At 58.0% G+C, this 15,013-nt stretch carries 13 protein-coding genes and 3 tRNA genes; 7 read left to right on the forward strand and 9 right to left on the reverse strand.

All coding sequences use genetic code 11. The annotated features are described in order from the left end of the window. Nucleotides 1-2: 2 nt before the first annotated feature. Both metH and M2119_RS02395 read left to right on the forward strand, forming a co-directional pair. Nucleotides 3-3,602 carry a methionine synthase gene (metH, locus tag M2119_RS02390; RefSeq protein ID WP_280803374.1) on the forward strand — a complete coding sequence of 1,200 codons (3,600 nt, stop codon included), beginning with the start codon at nt 3-5 and terminating at the stop codon, nt 3,600-3,602. A 122-nt stretch (nt 3,603-3,724) separates the two neighbouring features. Beyond that, a complete protein-coding gene (locus M2119_RS02395) occupies nt 3,725-4,210 on the forward strand; it encodes a hypothetical protein (RefSeq protein ID WP_280803375.1) in 486 nt (161 codons plus the stop codon). Nucleotides 4,211-4,225: 15 nt separating this feature from the next. Here the strand turns inward: M2119_RS02395 and M2119_RS02400 are convergent, their stop codons facing one another. The 3 genes from M2119_RS02400 to M2119_RS02410 are packed head-to-tail and all read right to left on the reverse strand — an operon-like array spanning nt 4,226 to nt 7,397. Beyond that, nucleotides 4,226-4,996 (reverse strand): ECF transporter S component, encoded by a 771-nt coding sequence (locus M2119_RS02400; protein ID WP_280803376.1) that lies wholly within the window; start codon nt 4,994-4,996, stop codon nt 4,226-4,228. Beyond that, nucleotides 4,993-6,861, reverse strand: coding sequence for an ATP-binding cassette domain-containing protein (locus M2119_RS02405; RefSeq protein ID WP_280803377.1), 1,869 nt, complete (start codon nt 6,859-6,861; stop codon nt 4,993-4,995). Before M2119_RS02405 ends, M2119_RS02400 begins: the two co-directional genes overlap by 4 nt. Continuing rightward, on the reverse strand, nt 6,858-7,397 hold the full coding sequence (locus tag M2119_RS02410; RefSeq protein WP_280803378.1) for a hypothetical protein: 540 nt from the start codon (nt 7,395-7,397) through the stop codon (nt 6,858-6,860). Before M2119_RS02410 ends, M2119_RS02405 begins: the two co-directional genes overlap by 4 nt. Nucleotides 7,398-7,504: 107 nt before the next feature. On the opposite strand from M2119_RS02410, the gene M2119_RS02415 reads away from it, so the two are divergent. Continuing rightward, complete coding sequence (locus M2119_RS02415) at nt 7,505-7,879, forward strand: hypothetical protein (RefSeq protein ID WP_280803379.1); 375 nt, start codon at nt 7,505-7,507, stop codon at nt 7,877-7,879. 7 nt (nt 7,880-7,886) lie between these two features. Here the strand turns inward: M2119_RS02415 and M2119_RS02420 are convergent, their stop codons facing one another. Then, nucleotides 7,887-8,522, reverse strand: coding sequence for a hypothetical protein (locus M2119_RS02420; protein WP_280803380.1), 636 nt, complete (start codon nt 8,520-8,522; stop codon nt 7,887-7,889). A 477-nt stretch (nt 8,523-8,999) separates the two neighbouring features. Then, nucleotides 9,000-9,551, reverse strand: coding sequence for a TetR/AcrR family transcriptional regulator (locus M2119_RS02425; protein WP_280803381.1), 552 nt, complete (start codon nt 9,549-9,551; stop codon nt 9,000-9,002). Nucleotides 9,552-9,597: 46 nt separating this feature from the next. Here M2119_RS02425 and M2119_RS02430 point away from each other — a divergent pair, with 46 nt between their 5' ends. Beyond that, nucleotides 9,598-10,779 (forward strand): DUF418 domain-containing protein, encoded by a 1,182-nt coding sequence (locus M2119_RS02430; protein ID WP_280803382.1) that lies wholly within the window; start codon nt 9,598-9,600, stop codon nt 10,777-10,779. A 206-nt stretch (nt 10,780-10,985) separates the two neighbouring features. Here M2119_RS02430 and M2119_RS02435 read toward each other — a convergent pair. From M2119_RS02435 to M2119_RS02445, 3 genes are all read right to left on the reverse strand, one after another. Further along, nucleotides 10,986-11,061, reverse strand: a tRNA-Phe gene (locus M2119_RS02435). A 52-nt stretch (nt 11,062-11,113) separates the two neighbouring features. Then, nucleotides 11,114-11,187, reverse strand: a tRNA-Asp gene (locus M2119_RS02440). 29 nt (nt 11,188-11,216) lie between these two features. Beyond that, nucleotides 11,217-11,292: transfer RNA gene (locus M2119_RS02445), tRNA-Glu, on the reverse strand. Nucleotides 11,293-11,450: 158 nt separating this feature from the next. Here M2119_RS02445 and M2119_RS02450 point away from each other — a divergent pair. Then, nucleotides 11,451-12,755: a M23 family metallopeptidase gene (locus M2119_RS02450; RefSeq protein ID WP_280803383.1), complete on the forward strand. Its 1,305-nt coding sequence runs from the start codon at nt 11,451-11,453 to the stop codon at nt 12,753-12,755. Nucleotides 12,756-12,823: 68 nt separating this feature from the next. Here M2119_RS02450 and M2119_RS02455 read toward each other — a convergent pair whose 3' ends face one another. Beyond that, nucleotides 12,824-13,315: an inorganic diphosphatase gene (locus M2119_RS02455; protein ID WP_280803384.1), complete on the reverse strand. Its 492-nt coding sequence runs from the start codon at nt 13,313-13,315 to the stop codon at nt 12,824-12,826. A 46-nt stretch (nt 13,316-13,361) separates the two neighbouring features. Between M2119_RS02455 and tilS the strand changes: the two genes are divergently transcribed. Together tilS and hpt are read left to right on the forward strand one after the other, a co-directional pair. Continuing rightward, nucleotides 13,362-14,384 carry a tRNA lysidine(34) synthetase TilS gene (gene tilS / locus M2119_RS02460; protein WP_280803385.1) on the forward strand — a complete coding sequence of 341 codons (1,023 nt, stop codon included), beginning with the start codon at nt 13,362-13,364 and terminating at the stop codon, nt 14,382-14,384. Between the two features lie 27 nt (nt 14,385-14,411). Further along, a complete protein-coding gene (gene hpt / locus M2119_RS02465) occupies nt 14,412-14,981 on the forward strand; it encodes a hypoxanthine phosphoribosyltransferase (RefSeq protein WP_280803386.1) in 570 nt (189 codons plus the stop codon). Nucleotides 14,982-15,013 lie beyond the last annotated feature (32 nt).

Here is a 15,013-nt window from a genome sequence, read left to right on the forward strand (position 1 = left end):
GGGTGACTATTCCAACAGTTCCCCCACGCTCGCAAGCCCTTCTTGATGCTTTGAAAGAGCGGGTGGTCATCGCTGACGGCGCCATGGGAACCATGTTGCAAGAACACAACCCCAGCATGGAGGACTTCCAGCAGCTAGAGGGGTGTAACGAGATTCTGAATGTCAGCCGCCCCGACATCATCATGGCTGTTCACGACGCTTACTTCGATACCGGTATCGACTGTGTGGAAACAAATACCTTCGGTGCGAACTGGTCCAACCTCGGTGACTACGGCATCGAAGACCGTATTACCGAACTCGCACAAGCCGGCGCTGAAATTGCCCGTGCCAGTGCGGAAAAATTTGAAGCTGGCGATGGGCGCATGCGCTGGGTGCTGGGCTCGATGGGCCCTGGTACCAAGCTCCCTAGCCTCGGACACACCACCTATGCTCACCTCAAGGCCACGTTTGCCGAACAGGCCGTGGGTCTTATTCGCGGTGGCGCTGATGCTTTCCTCATCGAAACGTCGCAGGACCTCTTGCAGACCAAGTCTGCGGTGAATGGCTGCAAGCAAGCCATCGAAGAAGAAGGCATCAAACTGCCCATCTTTGTCGAGGTCACCGTGGAAACCACGGGAACGATGCTGATGGGCTCTGAGATTGGTGCTGCACTGACCACTCTTGAGCCTCTGGGTATCGACATGATCGGCCTGAACTGTGCCACGGGTCCTGCCGAGATGAGCGAGCACCTGCGCCAGCTGTCGAAGTACTCGACCGTTCCCGTCATGGTGATGCCGAATGCGGGCCTTCCCGTGCTCACTGCCAACGGTGCCAGCTATCCGCTCGGCCCCGAAGAGCTGGCCACGGCTCACGAACAGTTCGTGAAAGAGTTCGGTCTCTCGCTCGTCGGTGGATGTTGTGGAACAACCCCCGCTCACCTTAAGGCTGTCGTGGATCGTGTCGGGGGGATGAAGATCACACCTCGCCACCCCGAGCATGAAGCGGGTGTTGCGAGCCTCTACCAACATGTTCCCTTCACTCAGGACAACGCCTTCCTCGCTATCGGTGAGCGCACCAATGCCAACGGTTCCAAGGCGTTCCGCGAAGCCATGCTCGAAGGTCGTTGGGACGATTGCGTGGACATCGCCCGCAAGCAGGTTCGCGATGGCGCCCACCTGCTCGATGTGTGCGTGGACTATGTCGGCCGTGACGGTACCGATGACGCCCGCGAAATCGTGTCACGATTCGCGAGTGCGTCCACGTTGCCACTCGTGATGGACTCCACCGAACCCGCCGTGCTGCAAGCCGGTATGGAACTGATCGGTGGACGTCCCGTGATCAACTCCGTCAACTTCGAAGACGGCGATGGCCCTGAGTCTCGCTTCGGCCGCATCATGCCACTGGTGAAGGAGCACGGCGCAGCTGTGATCGCTCTCACCATCGATGAAGAGGGTCAGGCCCGCACCACCTTCGACAAAGTCCGTATTGCCTCCCGCTTGGTCGACACCTTGGTCGACACCTGGGGCATGCGCGTCGATGACATCATCGTGGACGCTCTCACCTTCCCGATCGCGACCGGTCAGGAAGAAACTCGCCGCGACGCGATCGAGACGATCGAGGCTATCCGCCAGATCAACGCTAAATATCCCGGTATTCACACCACTCTGGGTGTCTCCAACGTGTCCTTCGGTCTGAACCCCGCGTCCCGCGCCGTGCTCAACTCGGTCTTCATCCACGAAGCGGTCGAGGCAGGTCTCGACTCCGCCATCGTGGATGCCGCCAAGATTGTTCCGCTGGCCTCCATCCCCGAAGATCAGCGCAAGGTTGCTCTGGATCTGGTCTGGGACCGCCGCGAATACGATGCTGATGGCAACATCACCTACGACCCCCTGTCCACCATGTTGGATCTCTTCGATGGTGTGGATTCAGCCAGCCTCAAGGATGCCCGTGCCGCTGAGCTTGCTGCTTTACCTGTGGGGGAGCGTCTGGAACGCCGCATTATTGACGGCGAATCTAAAGGCCTCGAAGAGGACCTTGACCTCGCGCGTGCGGATGGAATCAGCCCCCTCGCGATCATTAACGATCACCTCTTAGCGGGTATGAAGATTGTGGGCGAGCGCTTCGGAAGCGGAGAAATGCAGCTTCCTTTCGTGCTGCAGTCTGCAGAAGTAATGAAGACCGCGGTCGCGTTGCTTGAGCCCCACATGGAAAAGAGCGATGAAGCCGGGAAGGGCACCATCGTTCTGGCCACCGTGCGCGGTGACGTGCACGACATTGGCAAGAACTTGGTGGACATCATCCTCACCAACAATGGCTATGACGTCATCAACATTGGCATCAAGAAAACCATTAACGAAATCATCCAGGCCGCTGAAGAGCACAATGCCGACGTCATCGGTATGAGTGGCCTGCTGGTGAAGAGCACCGTGGTGATGAAAGAAAACCTCGCAGAGCTCACCAGCCGAGGCCTGGGCACAAAGTGGCCCGTCATCCTCGGTGGAGCGGCACTGACCAGGACGTTCGTGGAAGACGATCTTGCCTCGCTGTTCGATGGCACCGTGCGCTACGCACGCGATGCCTTCGAAGGTTTGGCGCTCATGGAGCCACTCGTAGCAATTTCTCGCGGTGCTGCACCAGAGTCGGTCGGTCTGCCTGCGCTCAAGAAGCGCATTCACAAGCCCAGCCTGCTGGAAGTGACGGAACCCGAGAACATGCCCGCCCGTTCTGACGTGGCATTGGATAACGCAGTTCCCACACCGCCGTTCTGGGGAACCCGCATTGTGAAGGGTGTTGCGCTCGCCGATTACGCCGCATTCCTGGATGAACGTGCCACGTTCATGGGCCAGTGGGGCCTCAAGCCCAGCCGAGCCGATGACGGCGCGAGCTATGAAGAACTCGTAGAAACCGAAGGACGTCCACGCTTGCGCTATTGGATGGACCGCATCTTGGCCGAGGGCATCCTGGATGCCTCGGTTGTGTACGGCTACTTCCCTGCGGTGTCTGAGGGCGATGATTTGGTGGTGCTCAACCACGGCGATGACCCGGACGGAATTCTGGGCCGAGCAGGACTTTTAGCACCAGATGGTGGGTCAGCAGATCTTCCCGGCGGGGGAGCCGTGGGCTCTGACCGCCTGCGCTTCACCTTCCCACGCCAGCGTCGTGACCGTCACCTGTGCCTAGCTGACTTCGTCAAGCCCCGCGAGAGCGGCCAGATTGACGTGGTCGGATTCCAGCTCGTCACGGTGGGTGACACAGTAGACACCTTCACGGCGAAGATGTTTGCCGAGAACGCCTATCGCGATTACATGGAGCTCAATGGTTTGGCCATGCAGCTGACCGAAGCCTTGGCTGAGTTCTGGCACTCTCGCATGCGTGAAGAATTGGGCTACAAGGCCGAAGATCCTCAGGATCTCGCAGGAATGTTCAAGCTCAACTATCGTGGTGCTCGCTTCTCGCTGGGCTACCCTGCGTGCCCCGACATGGAAGATCGCAAGAAGGTTGTGGAACTGCTGCGTCCCGGACGCGTAGGCGTTGTTCTGTCTGAAGAGCTTCAGTTACACCCTGAGCAGTCCACAGATGCCCTGGTCTTCCACCACCCTGAGGCTAAATACTTCTCTGTCTAATTAGAAGCTGACAAGCTTGGAGAGACCCTTCACGAGGGGTATCTGGCGTTGAATTGTGTATATCTATAAATATGTACATAATAAATACACAAAATTATGTACAAATTTAGTAAAGTAACACTGTGTGGTACTCAAATCCCGATGTCATCGTCAGCGTGGCCGATGCGCGTGAGAACTTTTCTAAGATTCTGAAGACCTTTCGGGCAGACCCGAATGCTCTTCCCGTGGTTTTGGGTGCACACCGCAAACCGGAGGCGGTCATTGTTCCCTATAAGGAATACATGGCCGGCCGACGGGTGCTCATGGGCGGTGCCGGAAACATCAGCATGCACGCGCTCGGAGAAATGAGTGAAGTCCTCCACAAACTCGCTGCGATGAACAACATCGAAGACATCGCGATCTTTGGACCTGCGCTGACCGATTCGCTGGGGGAAGATGATGCCCTCGACATGTTGGTCGGTCCCACGGCTGACGCAACCTATTTCGACGTAGTTCAGTTCGCAACCGATATTGAGCTGGTCCTGCGCCGGTTCGTCAACGTGGTCAATCGTGACGGATTACATCCCCTCTCCGATGCCCAGATCCTGGAAGAAGCCGTCTCTATCTAAAGCGTTGAGTGGCTTCTAGAGCTTCGCTCTGCGCAGTGCTTTCAGCACTGGCATTCCGATGATTGCCAGACCGATTCCCGTGGTCAGCGCACGCACGGTGTCCCACGTGAGGGTGGAGGTCATGAGGGTGTAGACCCCAAAGCGGCTGAGGTTCTCTGTCACAGAGCCACCGGGAATATAGCTGATGATTGTGTCTGGTCCTGCGCCGAAAGGCCAGAACCAGAGGTTCATCAGTGCACCGAAAAGGTAGGACGCTATGACGCCATAGCCAATCAGCCAGAGGATCTCTCGTCGACGGGCAACACGGTCTGGGTTACCGGAGGTTCCCCCAGGGATCAAGCCAGCCCCGGCTCCCACCCAGCCGGCGGCAAACATTTGGAAGGCCGTCCAGGGGCCAAAGCCGCCCCAGAGAACCGAGGACACAGCAATGGTGAGCATGCCGAGGAGGAAACCGAACCGTGCACCGAATGCGCGACCACCAAGAATCAGCACAATAAAAACTGCTTCAAAGCCCCCCACACCGCTACTGGCGATCCGCACCGCAGCACCGATAGCAGCCAAGAGCCCCAGCATGGCGAGGGTCTTCGAGCTGGAGACTGAACCATCGAGCAGCAGTGACACAGCAACGATGAGGGCGGGCACGAGCCCAAAGATCACAAAGGGCACTGCGGCACGGGCATCGCTGGGAAGTGCGTTCGTCAGCAGGGGCCAGGCAAAAGCACCCAGGGCAAGCAAGGAAGACAGCACGATGGCGAGTGTGCGCAGTGCGGGGAGACGAGCAATCATGAAGACACCTCGACGCTGTGGACGAGTCGGCCATCACTCAGCTCAAGAACCCGGGCATCAAGTTCCTGGGCAAAAACACGATCGTGGGTGGCAAAGATGACAGTTGTTCCTGTTTCTGCAACGCACCGGAGCACTTCAGCCATGGATGACCGAGCAGCCGGATCCAATCCGCGGCTGGGCTCATCGATCAGCATCACACTCGGTTTCCAGGAAAGCTGCAGAGCAATCGCAAGGGCCACCTGAGTCCCAGCAGAAAGGTCCCGAGGATGGGTGGCCAAGACCTTCGCCAGCTGAGAATCCTGAAGCTTCTGATCCAGGATCGAGAAGAACGTGAGCTCTGTTAGTGCTTTTCCTGCGGGGATCCCAGCAACCTTGTCAGCCCGGGCAAGCTCCTCCGCGAGCGACTCTGTGACAAAAAAATCAGAAACCTGTTCGGGCACAAACGCGACACGGGTGATCCGAGCAAGGGCGGGGAGTGCCGAGAGCTCGTCGCCACGAACCTGGGCGTTGCCCAGATACTTTCCCGAAGCGAGTGCAGCAAGCAGGGTGGACTTACCCGCACCGTTGGGACCGGTTACGGCAATGAGCTCGGCGGTTCGTGCAGTGAAGCTCACGTCCTGCACAAGTTCACACGAGTTGATTGCCACACTGAGCGTGGTCACACGAAGTACTTCTTCACGGCCCACCACGGCGATATTGCGGGGTTGATAGACCGACATCCGGCCGGTATCCCACTGCCCGGGAGCTACTTTTCCTTCGGCAATATGTAGCCACTGCGGGTTGAGCTCTGCCAGAGGGGCTGTGTGGTGCTCGGTAATGACAAGAGTGAGTTCTTCTCGTGCGTGAAGGTCGCCGAGGAGTGTAACCACAGTGGAAACGCTTGCTGCATCGAGATCAGCCAGGGGCTCGTCGAGAAGAAGGATGGGAGGTCGAGGTGCCAGCGCTGCTGCGATGGCCAGTCGTGTAGCTTGACCGGCTGAGAGAAATTCGAGGGGGCGATCTGCCAGATCCGTCAGTGAGAACAGGGTGAGAAGTTCATCCACCCGGGACGCAATTTCTTGCTTGTCCCAGGACTGCACGCGCAGACCAAAGGAGAGCTCTTCTCGGACGGTCGCACCGGCAAAACTGAGGCGCACATTCTGTGGGACATACCCAATGAGCGAAGCCGTGTCCCGAGGGACAGTGGTGACCCGGTCGCAGGTGCCCACCATCAAGGAACCCGTCGACGTACCACCATGGAAGTGAGTGGCTAGTCCTGCGATGCTCTCGAGGAGGGCTGTTTTACCTGAGCCTGTTGCACCCGTGAGTACCGTGATGGAACCTGGTGTGAGGGTGAGTGAGATGTTGCGAAGTACCTCGCGTCCATTCCAGCTCAGTGAGTAATCGCTGAGGGTGATGGCGGGTATGTCACAGACCGTTGTTCCTCGGCGTGAGCCAAAACCTTTGGTGTCCATCGCGGCGGCCAGAGCAATGGCGCGCTCCACGGTGTGTTCAAACAGAGGAACGAGGAAGGCCATCCGTGAGCGCATGCCGCGCAGTTCCCGGGCACTATTCATCCTGCGCACAACTGTGATCAAGGTGGGAAAGCTGGAGAGCGCAATGGCCAACGCGGTGCCGAGGGAACGACCCCAGCGGAGCTGGGAGGCAGAGACGAGAAAGCGCCGCACATCGACCAATGAACTGATGAGGCCACATGCCACGATGACCGTGGCAAACGGCAAGGCCAGAGTCATCGCACTTCCGACAGCGCTCCAGCTCACACTGCCGAAGAGCAGGCGATAGAAAATACGCAGTGCAATGAATGCAGCCGCGAACGACAGGCTCACCCAGAAGGGTGTCCATCGTCCGCGGCTGGCTGAGATCATTCGGCTACGGGAGCAGGGGTGCCATCACCGGTGGTGAAGACCAGACCAATTGATTCACCCTTCTTGAGGGTGAGGGTTCCCATACCTTCAGATGCATAAGCCCACTCGGCACCAGCTGAGGGCTGCACCCAGATGGCCCAGTAGGCGGGGATGGGAGCGAAGTCGAGGCAGGTCTCGGTGTAGGGATCAAAACCAGGAACCACAATCGGCTCAGAGTCCGAGGGCAGACCCTGCACGCGACAGAGAGCGTCATCGCCATACTTGGCGTTGCCTTCGGTATCGAAACCAGCATCGTGCACAACATCGAGAGCAGAGACAGAGTCTGACTTAATCTCGACACATTCGGCAGCGGAGGTGCCGTCGAGAATGCCAAAGTTCACCACAACTTCGACACCATCACAGGTGCCATTTGCAGCTGCAGAAGCTTCACCTGCCGTGACATTTCCGCCGCTCGAGGCGCAGCCAGCCAGAAGAAGGGTGCTTGTCAAAGCGGCAGAAGCAAGTAGCGCGGGACGGACACGGAACAGAGTCAACATAGTTCTCCAGATTTCACATAATGTGCGCAGCTGGAGGCTTCCTGATGTGCGCGGGACACCCCAAGTTTATCTGAAGAACCTCCTCAGCTGCGCCGTATGCTGGGCTCATGACTGAACGCGAGCTTCTCGAACTGTGGAACAAAAACCGTCAGCACATTGTGCTGTCCCAGTTGGGCCCCATCTTCCTGCTTATTGTGACCGTGGCCCTGATCATGTTGGGCTTGATCGCAGCCCCACCCGTGGTGAAGTGGGCTGCTCTGGGCATTCTCCTGGCCTCCGGCATCCTGGGTGCACTCGTTCAGTATTCGAGCGCAACGGAAGCCATGGCCATTGCTGCTGATCTTGCAGAGGTTAAAAATCCTTCACGCCTCAGCCGTCAGGCCGTGGCGAGTGCAAAATGGCTGAATGTGGTTCGCTTTGTGACGCCCACGATTTTCATCCTGATTTTCCTGCTGCTTGCCGCAGTACTCGTCGTCGGCTAACAGCAGGTTAGAAGCCGAAGTCTCCGAAGTCGCCAAACCCGGCGTCGCCGAATCCAGCATCACCGAACCCGGCGTCACCAAAGCCGCCATCGGCAGAGATACTTTCTCCCCCCATGTCGGAACCTGTGTCGGCTCCGGTATCCGCACCAGTGTCTGTTCCGGCATCTGCAGTGGAACTGTCTCCGCCGAAGTCCATCGGCATAAATGCACTCATTAGGGTGGAGGCGATGACATAACCCGCCACGCTTCCCAGCAGTGAGCTGGCAAACATGGATCCAAAGCCGGGGCCACCGTTTCCTACGTTTCCGAGGGAACGCTCCATGGTTCCGGGCTGGCGCATTTCAGAACGTGTGGCAGACACCGCGAGCGAGCGGGGGTCTTCACCCAAGGGCGCATCACCGGCAGGTGCATCCGCACTGAGCTGAGTGAAGAGCATGTGGCGCTGCTCGGGGGTGAGCTTGGCGAAGGCTTCTTCGTGGACTTGTTCGATTTTTTCTGGGGGCGCTGTCCGCAAGAGGTAACGGTAGCGCTCCACTGCTATTTCATCTTCGCTTCGAGCAGCGGACGCCTGCTTGACCTGCTCGGTCGTGCGGCGGTACTCCTCATCGGAGTTGTTTCCTAGTAGTCGATCAAGAAATCCCATGGTTACAGGTTAAGCAGGATTGCTGAGTGATAGCTGACAGAAACGTGAATGTTCGGTGAAACAAAAAAGCCCCTGAAATTCAGGGGCTTTCGTTGGTGGCTCCGACGGGCGTCGATCCCGTGACCTCACGATTTTCAGTAGTGCCAGGATGTCAGCCTGACAATGCTCGTGCCTCACGTGCCCCTTGTCTAATTGAAAAGAGGTTGCTCGTCAAACACCACTCTTGTGGATGATTCTCCTCAACTGTGGGTAAGGAATCTGGCCAATCTGTTGGAGCCTCCAGCTTGATCTAATCTTTTGTCCCGGTGAAGCTCTGTGAAGCTTGCAGCCAGGAGGCCCGGGCTGGCCATCTTGGAAAGTCCCAGTTGATTCGCCATCAAAGGTGTAGCAAATGTGATTACCAGGCGACATGGAAAAACTCCTGATGCCGCGACGCCTGCTGGACAAACAGCCCTACTTCGAGATCTGCTGGTCTCCTTATTCACGTGAGTGGCGAGGCTGGGCGCCGCCCAGGAACATCGCCATCACATGATGGGGTGCGTCGAGTACTGCGAGTTCCCCAGCGTCGACTCCCTCCCAAGCCGCGAAGACTAGCGCGTCAAGTGATCGGGACAGCCACGCAACAGGCGCGTCCCGGCGCAGTGCTTTTTCTTGTTGCGCGCGCCGCACAAGAGCGTGGTCCAACTCCTGCAGTGACATCAATCGCATTTGAACAGTCTCGTTGTCATCGAGAGATCTCTCGCGAAACAAAAAGGCGATGTGCGGACCTAGTGGAATCAGGCTTGAAACTAGTTCGGTGAGGCCGTCAACGGCCGGCGCAGAAGATGAGACCGAGGCGTACGCCGACTCAAGACGGCTGATGCCGTCGAGGGCAACGGCTTCGAGCAGGGATGCGCGTGTGGGGTAGCGGCTAAAGATAGTGGTCCGGCTGACACCGGCCGCAGTGGCGACGTCTGCCAAACTTGCGCCAGGATGCGTTGCGAATGTCTGTGCGGCCTTCGAAATGAGAGCTTCTTCTTTAACAACCATGTTCGTATTCTAACATCTTTGTTCAGTTTCTGCTACAGTTCAGGCCATGACCTCCATCCCCCAAGCCGCCCTCAAACCCGCGAGCCGCCAGACGTTCCCCGATAAGCTCCGGGGATTGGCGCTGCTGGGAATCATCGTGGTCAATGCACCCTTTCTTGCCATCAGTGCCGACGGGTACACCCCGGCGTCGGTGGCATCGCCCGTTGACTGGACAGCCGCCTTTGGTGTAACCCTGCTCGCACAGGGCAAGTTTTACTTAATCTTCTCGTTCCTGTTCGGCTACAGCGCGAATTTCATCATTCGCGACAACGACGCCAGCGGTCGACTAAGATTTCGACGCCGCCTTGTTGGCCTTGCCGTGCTGGGTTTGGCGCACGCCTTTTTGCTTTTCGTCGGTGACATTCTGATGTCATACGCCTTGCTTGGTGCCGCACTAATGCTGCTCTTTGGTCGAAGTGACCGAGTCGTCCTGCGCACCGCTGCGATTGCCGCTGTCGTTGCGACGTTGTGGCTCGGGGCTCTGATCCTCGTTGTCTCTAGCGCGAGCGCTACCGAGCTCGCCGCCGATCCAGCACTTCTCAATCTCAACTCTGCATTAGCGAACGGTTCCTTCTTCGATGTCATCCTGGCGCGGGCACAGGTGCTATCTGCTGCGTTTTTCCTCGTTGGTTCACTTCAGTGGGGTCTAGCGTTCTCGGCTTTCTGCCTCGGACTCGTTGGTGGCCGACGAAGCATGCTCAGTGATCTTTCCGTGCACCGCCCCTTATGGCGGCGACTCGCAATCTGGGGGCTGGTGATTGGTCTTCCCCTCCAAGCCTGGGCTGGATGGCTGACCCTGCAAGGAGGTCCATCACTGGGCACCACGGCAGAAAACTTCGTGGGGACCGCAGTCGGATTCCTTACTGCCCCTATCCTCGCTGCGGGGTACGTTGGGGCCTTGGCACTCCTGATCATGAGGCGACCCCGTGCCCTGGCAGCCGTGCAAGAGTCGGGGAGGGCAACCCTGACGCTGTACCTCGGTGAATCACTCGTCTTGTCTCTGCTGTTCTGTGGCTACGGGTTCGGGCTTTTTGGCACGTTGGGCGTAGCTGCCGTGACGGGCGTCGCAATCGCTGTCTGGGCAGGGCTAGAACTGTCGATGCATCTGTGGTTCCGGCGATTCCGGCAAGGGCCACTCGAGTGGCTACTCAACCAGTGGACACGCGCCGGGTCGAAGCGGATGTCATAGCGGGGGTCACTTCGTGAGGACGAGACGGATACGAGGATCAGCCGCCTCTCGGGTACTCCGACTCCCAATATGCACGTGGGTTGTGCGGCTAATTTGATCACTACACCACACAAGTATTTTTCGCTGGATGTGGGCAATAGCCAAATTCGAAACTTCCAGAGCAAGGGGCTTAAACCAAAAAATCCCTGTAAGTACAGGGATTTCAGTGGTGGCTCCGACGGGCGTCGATCCCGTGACCTCACGATTTTCAGTCGTGCGCTCTACCAACTGAGCTACAGAGCCAAGGCAAACTAGTCGCCTAGATGAAAAACCCTTCCGAAGAAGGGCTCATCCGCGACCCTGACGGGACTTGAACCCGCGACCTCCGCCGTGACAGGGCGGCGCGCTAACCAACTGCGCTACAGGGCCTTACTTGGTAACTAAATTATTCTACATCCTGGTGACCCCAACGGGATTCGAACCCGTGTTAACGCCGTGAAAGGGCGCCGTCCTAGGCCGCTAAACGATGGGGCCAAGAAGCAGAGATAAAGCAACTACCGAGAGATAAGCATAGGGAAATTAACTGTGCTACGCCAATCGAGGTAAAGACGCCTTCGGAGAGCCTTCCCAGCTTTCTCCAAGTTCGCTTGTTACTGTCGAAAGACCGTGCCCTTAAACCAGAGGAGAATCGCATGATTCGAACACCGAAAACGCGTGCTGCGTCGGTGCTCTCCATGCGCTATTCGCGTGCCTACATCGCAGCAACTATCGTTGCGGTAGCCGGTCTCCTCTCAGGAATTGTGGTCGCACAATCTGCCTCTGCGACGGACTACCCGTCCTGGGCGGACGTGGAAGCTGCGCGCGGAAACGAAGCTTCCAAGCAGGCTCAGATCACTCAGATTCAAGGATTGATCGCGGGACTTGAAGCAGAAGTTGCGGCAACTCAAGCCGAGGCAGTAGCCAAAGGTGAAGAATACGGTGTGGCTTTAGAGAAGTACGGAGCTGCTGAACAAACCGCAGACTTGCTCTCTTCACAAGCTGCCAAGAGCCAAGCAGAAGCCGATGCCGCCTCTACCCAAGCAGGCCGCCTCGCCGCACAGCTCTACCGTTCCGGAGGAAGCGACCTCAGCATGAACCTGCTGATGGAGAAGACCTCCGATGGCGCGGACAAGCTGCTGAGCAAGCTGGGCAATATGAGCAAGATGGCTGAGCGCTCGAACGCGATCTATGAATCTGCACAGGCTGCCAAGAATGAAGCAGAGTCTCTGTCGAAGCAGGCAGAAGTGGCCGTCAAGGCTCGTGAAGAACTCCGCGTGAAGGCAGAAGAGGCCCTTGCCGCGGCGACTGCCGCACAGCAGGCAGCCGAAGCCAAATTGACTGAGAGCACCAACCAGCAAATGATTATGCAGGCGCAGCTCGCTGCACTGCAGGACGCCACAGCGCAAACGATTGCCGGATATGAAGCGGGTGTGGCGGAAGCTGCCCGTATCGCTGCCGAACAAGCACGGCTTGCTGCTGAACGTGCCGCAGCTGAAGCCGCTGCTCGAGGTATTTCCGTTTCTGGTGCAGGGTGGACTCACCCCGTTCCCAATGGGTATATCTCCAGCACGTGGGGTCCCCGTGCAAACTTCTACATCCCAGGCGCTGGCTGGACTGGTTCCTTCCATAACGCGACAGACTTAGCCGCCGGGTGTGGATCGCCGATTTACGCTGCCTCGGGTGGAACGGTCACCTATGCCGGTGCTATCGGTGGGGGGTATGGCTACATGGTTGAAATTAACCACGGTGGCGGTATTCGCACCCGTTACGGCCACGTCTCCTCAAATGGCATTGAAGTGGGCTATGGCCAGCAGGTCGGTCCTGGAACCTTGATTGCCCGCGTGGGTGCAACGGGTCTTGCCACAGGCTGTCACGTGCACTTCGAAGTGCACGACAGTCCAGCATTCAACGGCATTGACCCGGAGCCCTTCATGGCCGACCGCGGAGCACCGCTCTAAAGATTCGACGTACCTACGAGAAAGCCCCCACTCAGCGAGCGGGGGCTTTCTCGATAGTGATGACGTTATTAGTGGCCTTCAGCTGTGAGGCGAGCAAAACCGTCGATAACAATCTGCTCCGCTTCTGCAGCGTTGCCCCAACCATCAACCTGGACAAACTTGCCAGGCTCGAGGTCCTTGTAACGCTTGAAGAAGTGGTCGATCTCGTTACGGGTCTGCTCAGGAACATCTTCGATGTCCTGGATGTGTGCCCAGCGAGGGTCCTTAGCTGGTACGCAGATGACCTTGGCATCTGAGCCAGCCTCGTCGCTCATGTTAAGCACGCCGACGGGGCGAACACTGACACCGACACCGGGGAACACGGGGTACTCGAGAAGAACCAGAGCGTCGACGGGGTCACCGTCGAGTCCGAGGGTGTTCTCGAAGTAGCCGTAATCGGTGGGATATACGAAAGTGGTGAACAGCACGCGGTCAAGATAGACGCGACCAGTTTCGTGGTCTACCTCATATTTGTTGCGGCTTCCCTTGGGAATTTCAACGACGACGTCGTAAGCGGCCACGAGGGGCTCCTTCACGGTTGGGATGAATACCTCATAAGGTTACTTGATGATGACCGAGCGCCCGAGACTCACGCCCGCAGTGGCCGACGTTCGTCGTGCCATTCGGGAAAATCTTGCGGATTTGTCTGCGGACAGCCTCGTCATGGTTGGCCTGAGCGGCGGCCCAGACTCGCTTGCATTAGCTGCCGGGTTAGCTTTTGAAGCACCCCGGGCAGGACTGCGTGCAGGCGCAGTGATTGTGGATCACGGGTTACAGGCTGGGTCTGCTGAGGTTGCACAAGCCGCCGCGGATGCTGCTCGAGATCTGGGGCTGGACCCGGTCCTTATTCGTCGTGTGACCGTCATTGCGATGGATGGTCCCGAGGCAGACGCTCGCACAGCCCGGTATGGAGCGTTCGAGGAGGTTATCTCCGAGCTCGGTGTTGTCGCAGTTCTCCTGGGCCACACTCTGGATGATCAAGCAGAGACGGTCTTGTTGGGGTTAACCCGCGGCGCGGGGGCAACCAGCCTCTCGGGAATGAAACCAATCAACGGTGTCTATCGCCGACCCCTGCTGGGGCTCAGGCGATCGACGACGGTAGCTGCCTGTGCTGATCAGGGACGTGCTCCGTGGAATGATCCACACAACGACGACCCCCACTTCACCCGCGTTCGCATTCGCCAGAATGTGTTGCCACTGTTGGAGAAGGAACTGGGACCTGGCGTGACTGAGGCCCTCGCGCGCACAGCAGAACAACTACAGCTGGATGCTGAAGTTCTGGACAACCTGGCTGCAGAAGTTATGCCCACCGTATTAATCCCAGTGCGGGGAGAGAGCGGTGTGCGTTCCGCCACGTTGAAAATTTCTGAACTCGAGCAGCTACCGGATGCAGTACTGAACCGCGTCATTCGCCGAAGCGCACTGGAGGTTTTCGGGGTCAGTCTCAGTGCAACCCATACAACAGCCATTTCACGACTGGTAACTGATTGGCACGGACAGGGCGAAGCGCACCTTCCCGGTATTAGAGTTGAGCGACAGGGAGGTCAGCTTGTGCTGACATCCCCGGTCACTGCCCAGCCTGAGGCGTAGCCTCACTTTTCCCGAAGGATCGCACGCATGGAGTTGCGCGACGTAGAGTCTGACATCACTGAAGTCCTCTTCACCGAAGAACAGATCCAGACCCGCCTGGCGGAGATGGCCCGCGACATCGAGCGTGACTATGAGGGCAAGGACGTGCTCATCATTGCTGTGCTCAAGGGTGCTGTCATGGTGCTCAGTGACCTCGTGCGGGAGTTGAAGTTTCACGCCCACATCGACTTCATGGCTGTTTCTTCCTACGGTTCCAGCACCAAGTCCTCCGGCGTCGTGCGCATTCTCAAAGACTTGGACGCAGAAATTGCTGGTCGCCACGTTCTCATCGTCGAAGACATCATTGATTCAGGTCTGACCCTGAATTGGTTGATGGGCAACCTCGAGTCCCGCGGCCCAGCCTCTATTGAGGTCTGCGCCATGTTCCGCAAGCCAGAAGCCATCAAAGAACCCGTCGACGTGAAATACGTGGGCTATGACATTCCTCCCGCCTTCGTGATCGGTTACGGCCTGGATTACAACGAGGATTACCGCAATGTGCGCGGCTTGGCCGTTCTGGCTCCCCACGTATACGGCGGAGAAGACCCCCACGCCTAACCCTCCCAGCGAGCTGGCATTCCGCCCTCGGC

This window comes from Aurantimicrobium minutum (assembly GCF_029894165.1).
Classification (GTDB): Bacteria; Actinomycetota; Actinomycetes; order Actinomycetales; family Microbacteriaceae; genus Aurantimicrobium; species Aurantimicrobium minutum_A.

Bases quoted from the DNA above. Each gene is read 5' to 3' on its own strand.
- M2119_RS02400 (WP_280803376.1), bottom strand. From the start codon at position 4,996: ATGATTGCTCGTCTCCCCGCACTGCGCACACTCGCCATCGTGCTGTCT.
- M2119_RS02415 (WP_280803379.1), top strand. From the start codon at position 7,505: ATGACTGAACGCGAGCTTCTCGAACTGTGGAACAAAAACCGTCAGCAC.
- M2119_RS02410 (WP_280803378.1), bottom strand. From the start codon at position 7,397: ATGTTGACTCTGTTCCGTGTCCGTCCCGCGCTACTTGCTTCTGCCGCT.
- M2119_RS02405 (WP_280803377.1), bottom strand. From the start codon at position 6,861: ATGATCTCAGCCAGCCGCGGACGATGGACACCCTTCTGGGTGAGCCTG.
- M2119_RS02430 (WP_280803382.1), top strand. From the start codon at position 9,598: ATGACCTCCATCCCCCAAGCCGCCCTCAAACCCGCGAGCCGCCAGACG.
- hpt (WP_280803386.1), top strand. From the start codon at position 14,412: ATGGAGTTGCGCGACGTAGAGTCTGACATCACTGAAGTCCTCTTCACC.
- M2119_RS02420 (WP_280803380.1), bottom strand. From the start codon at position 8,522: ATGGGATTTCTTGATCGACTACTAGGAAACAACTCCGATGAGGAGTAC.
- tilS (WP_280803385.1), top strand. From the start codon at position 13,362: ATGATGACCGAGCGCCCGAGACTCACGCCCGCAGTGGCCGACGTTCGT.
- M2119_RS02450 (WP_280803383.1), top strand. From the start codon at position 11,451: ATGATTCGAACACCGAAAACGCGTGCTGCGTCGGTGCTCTCCATGCGC.
- M2119_RS02425 (WP_280803381.1), bottom strand. From the start codon at position 9,551: ATGGTTGTTAAAGAAGAAGCTCTCATTTCGAAGGCCGCACAGACATTC.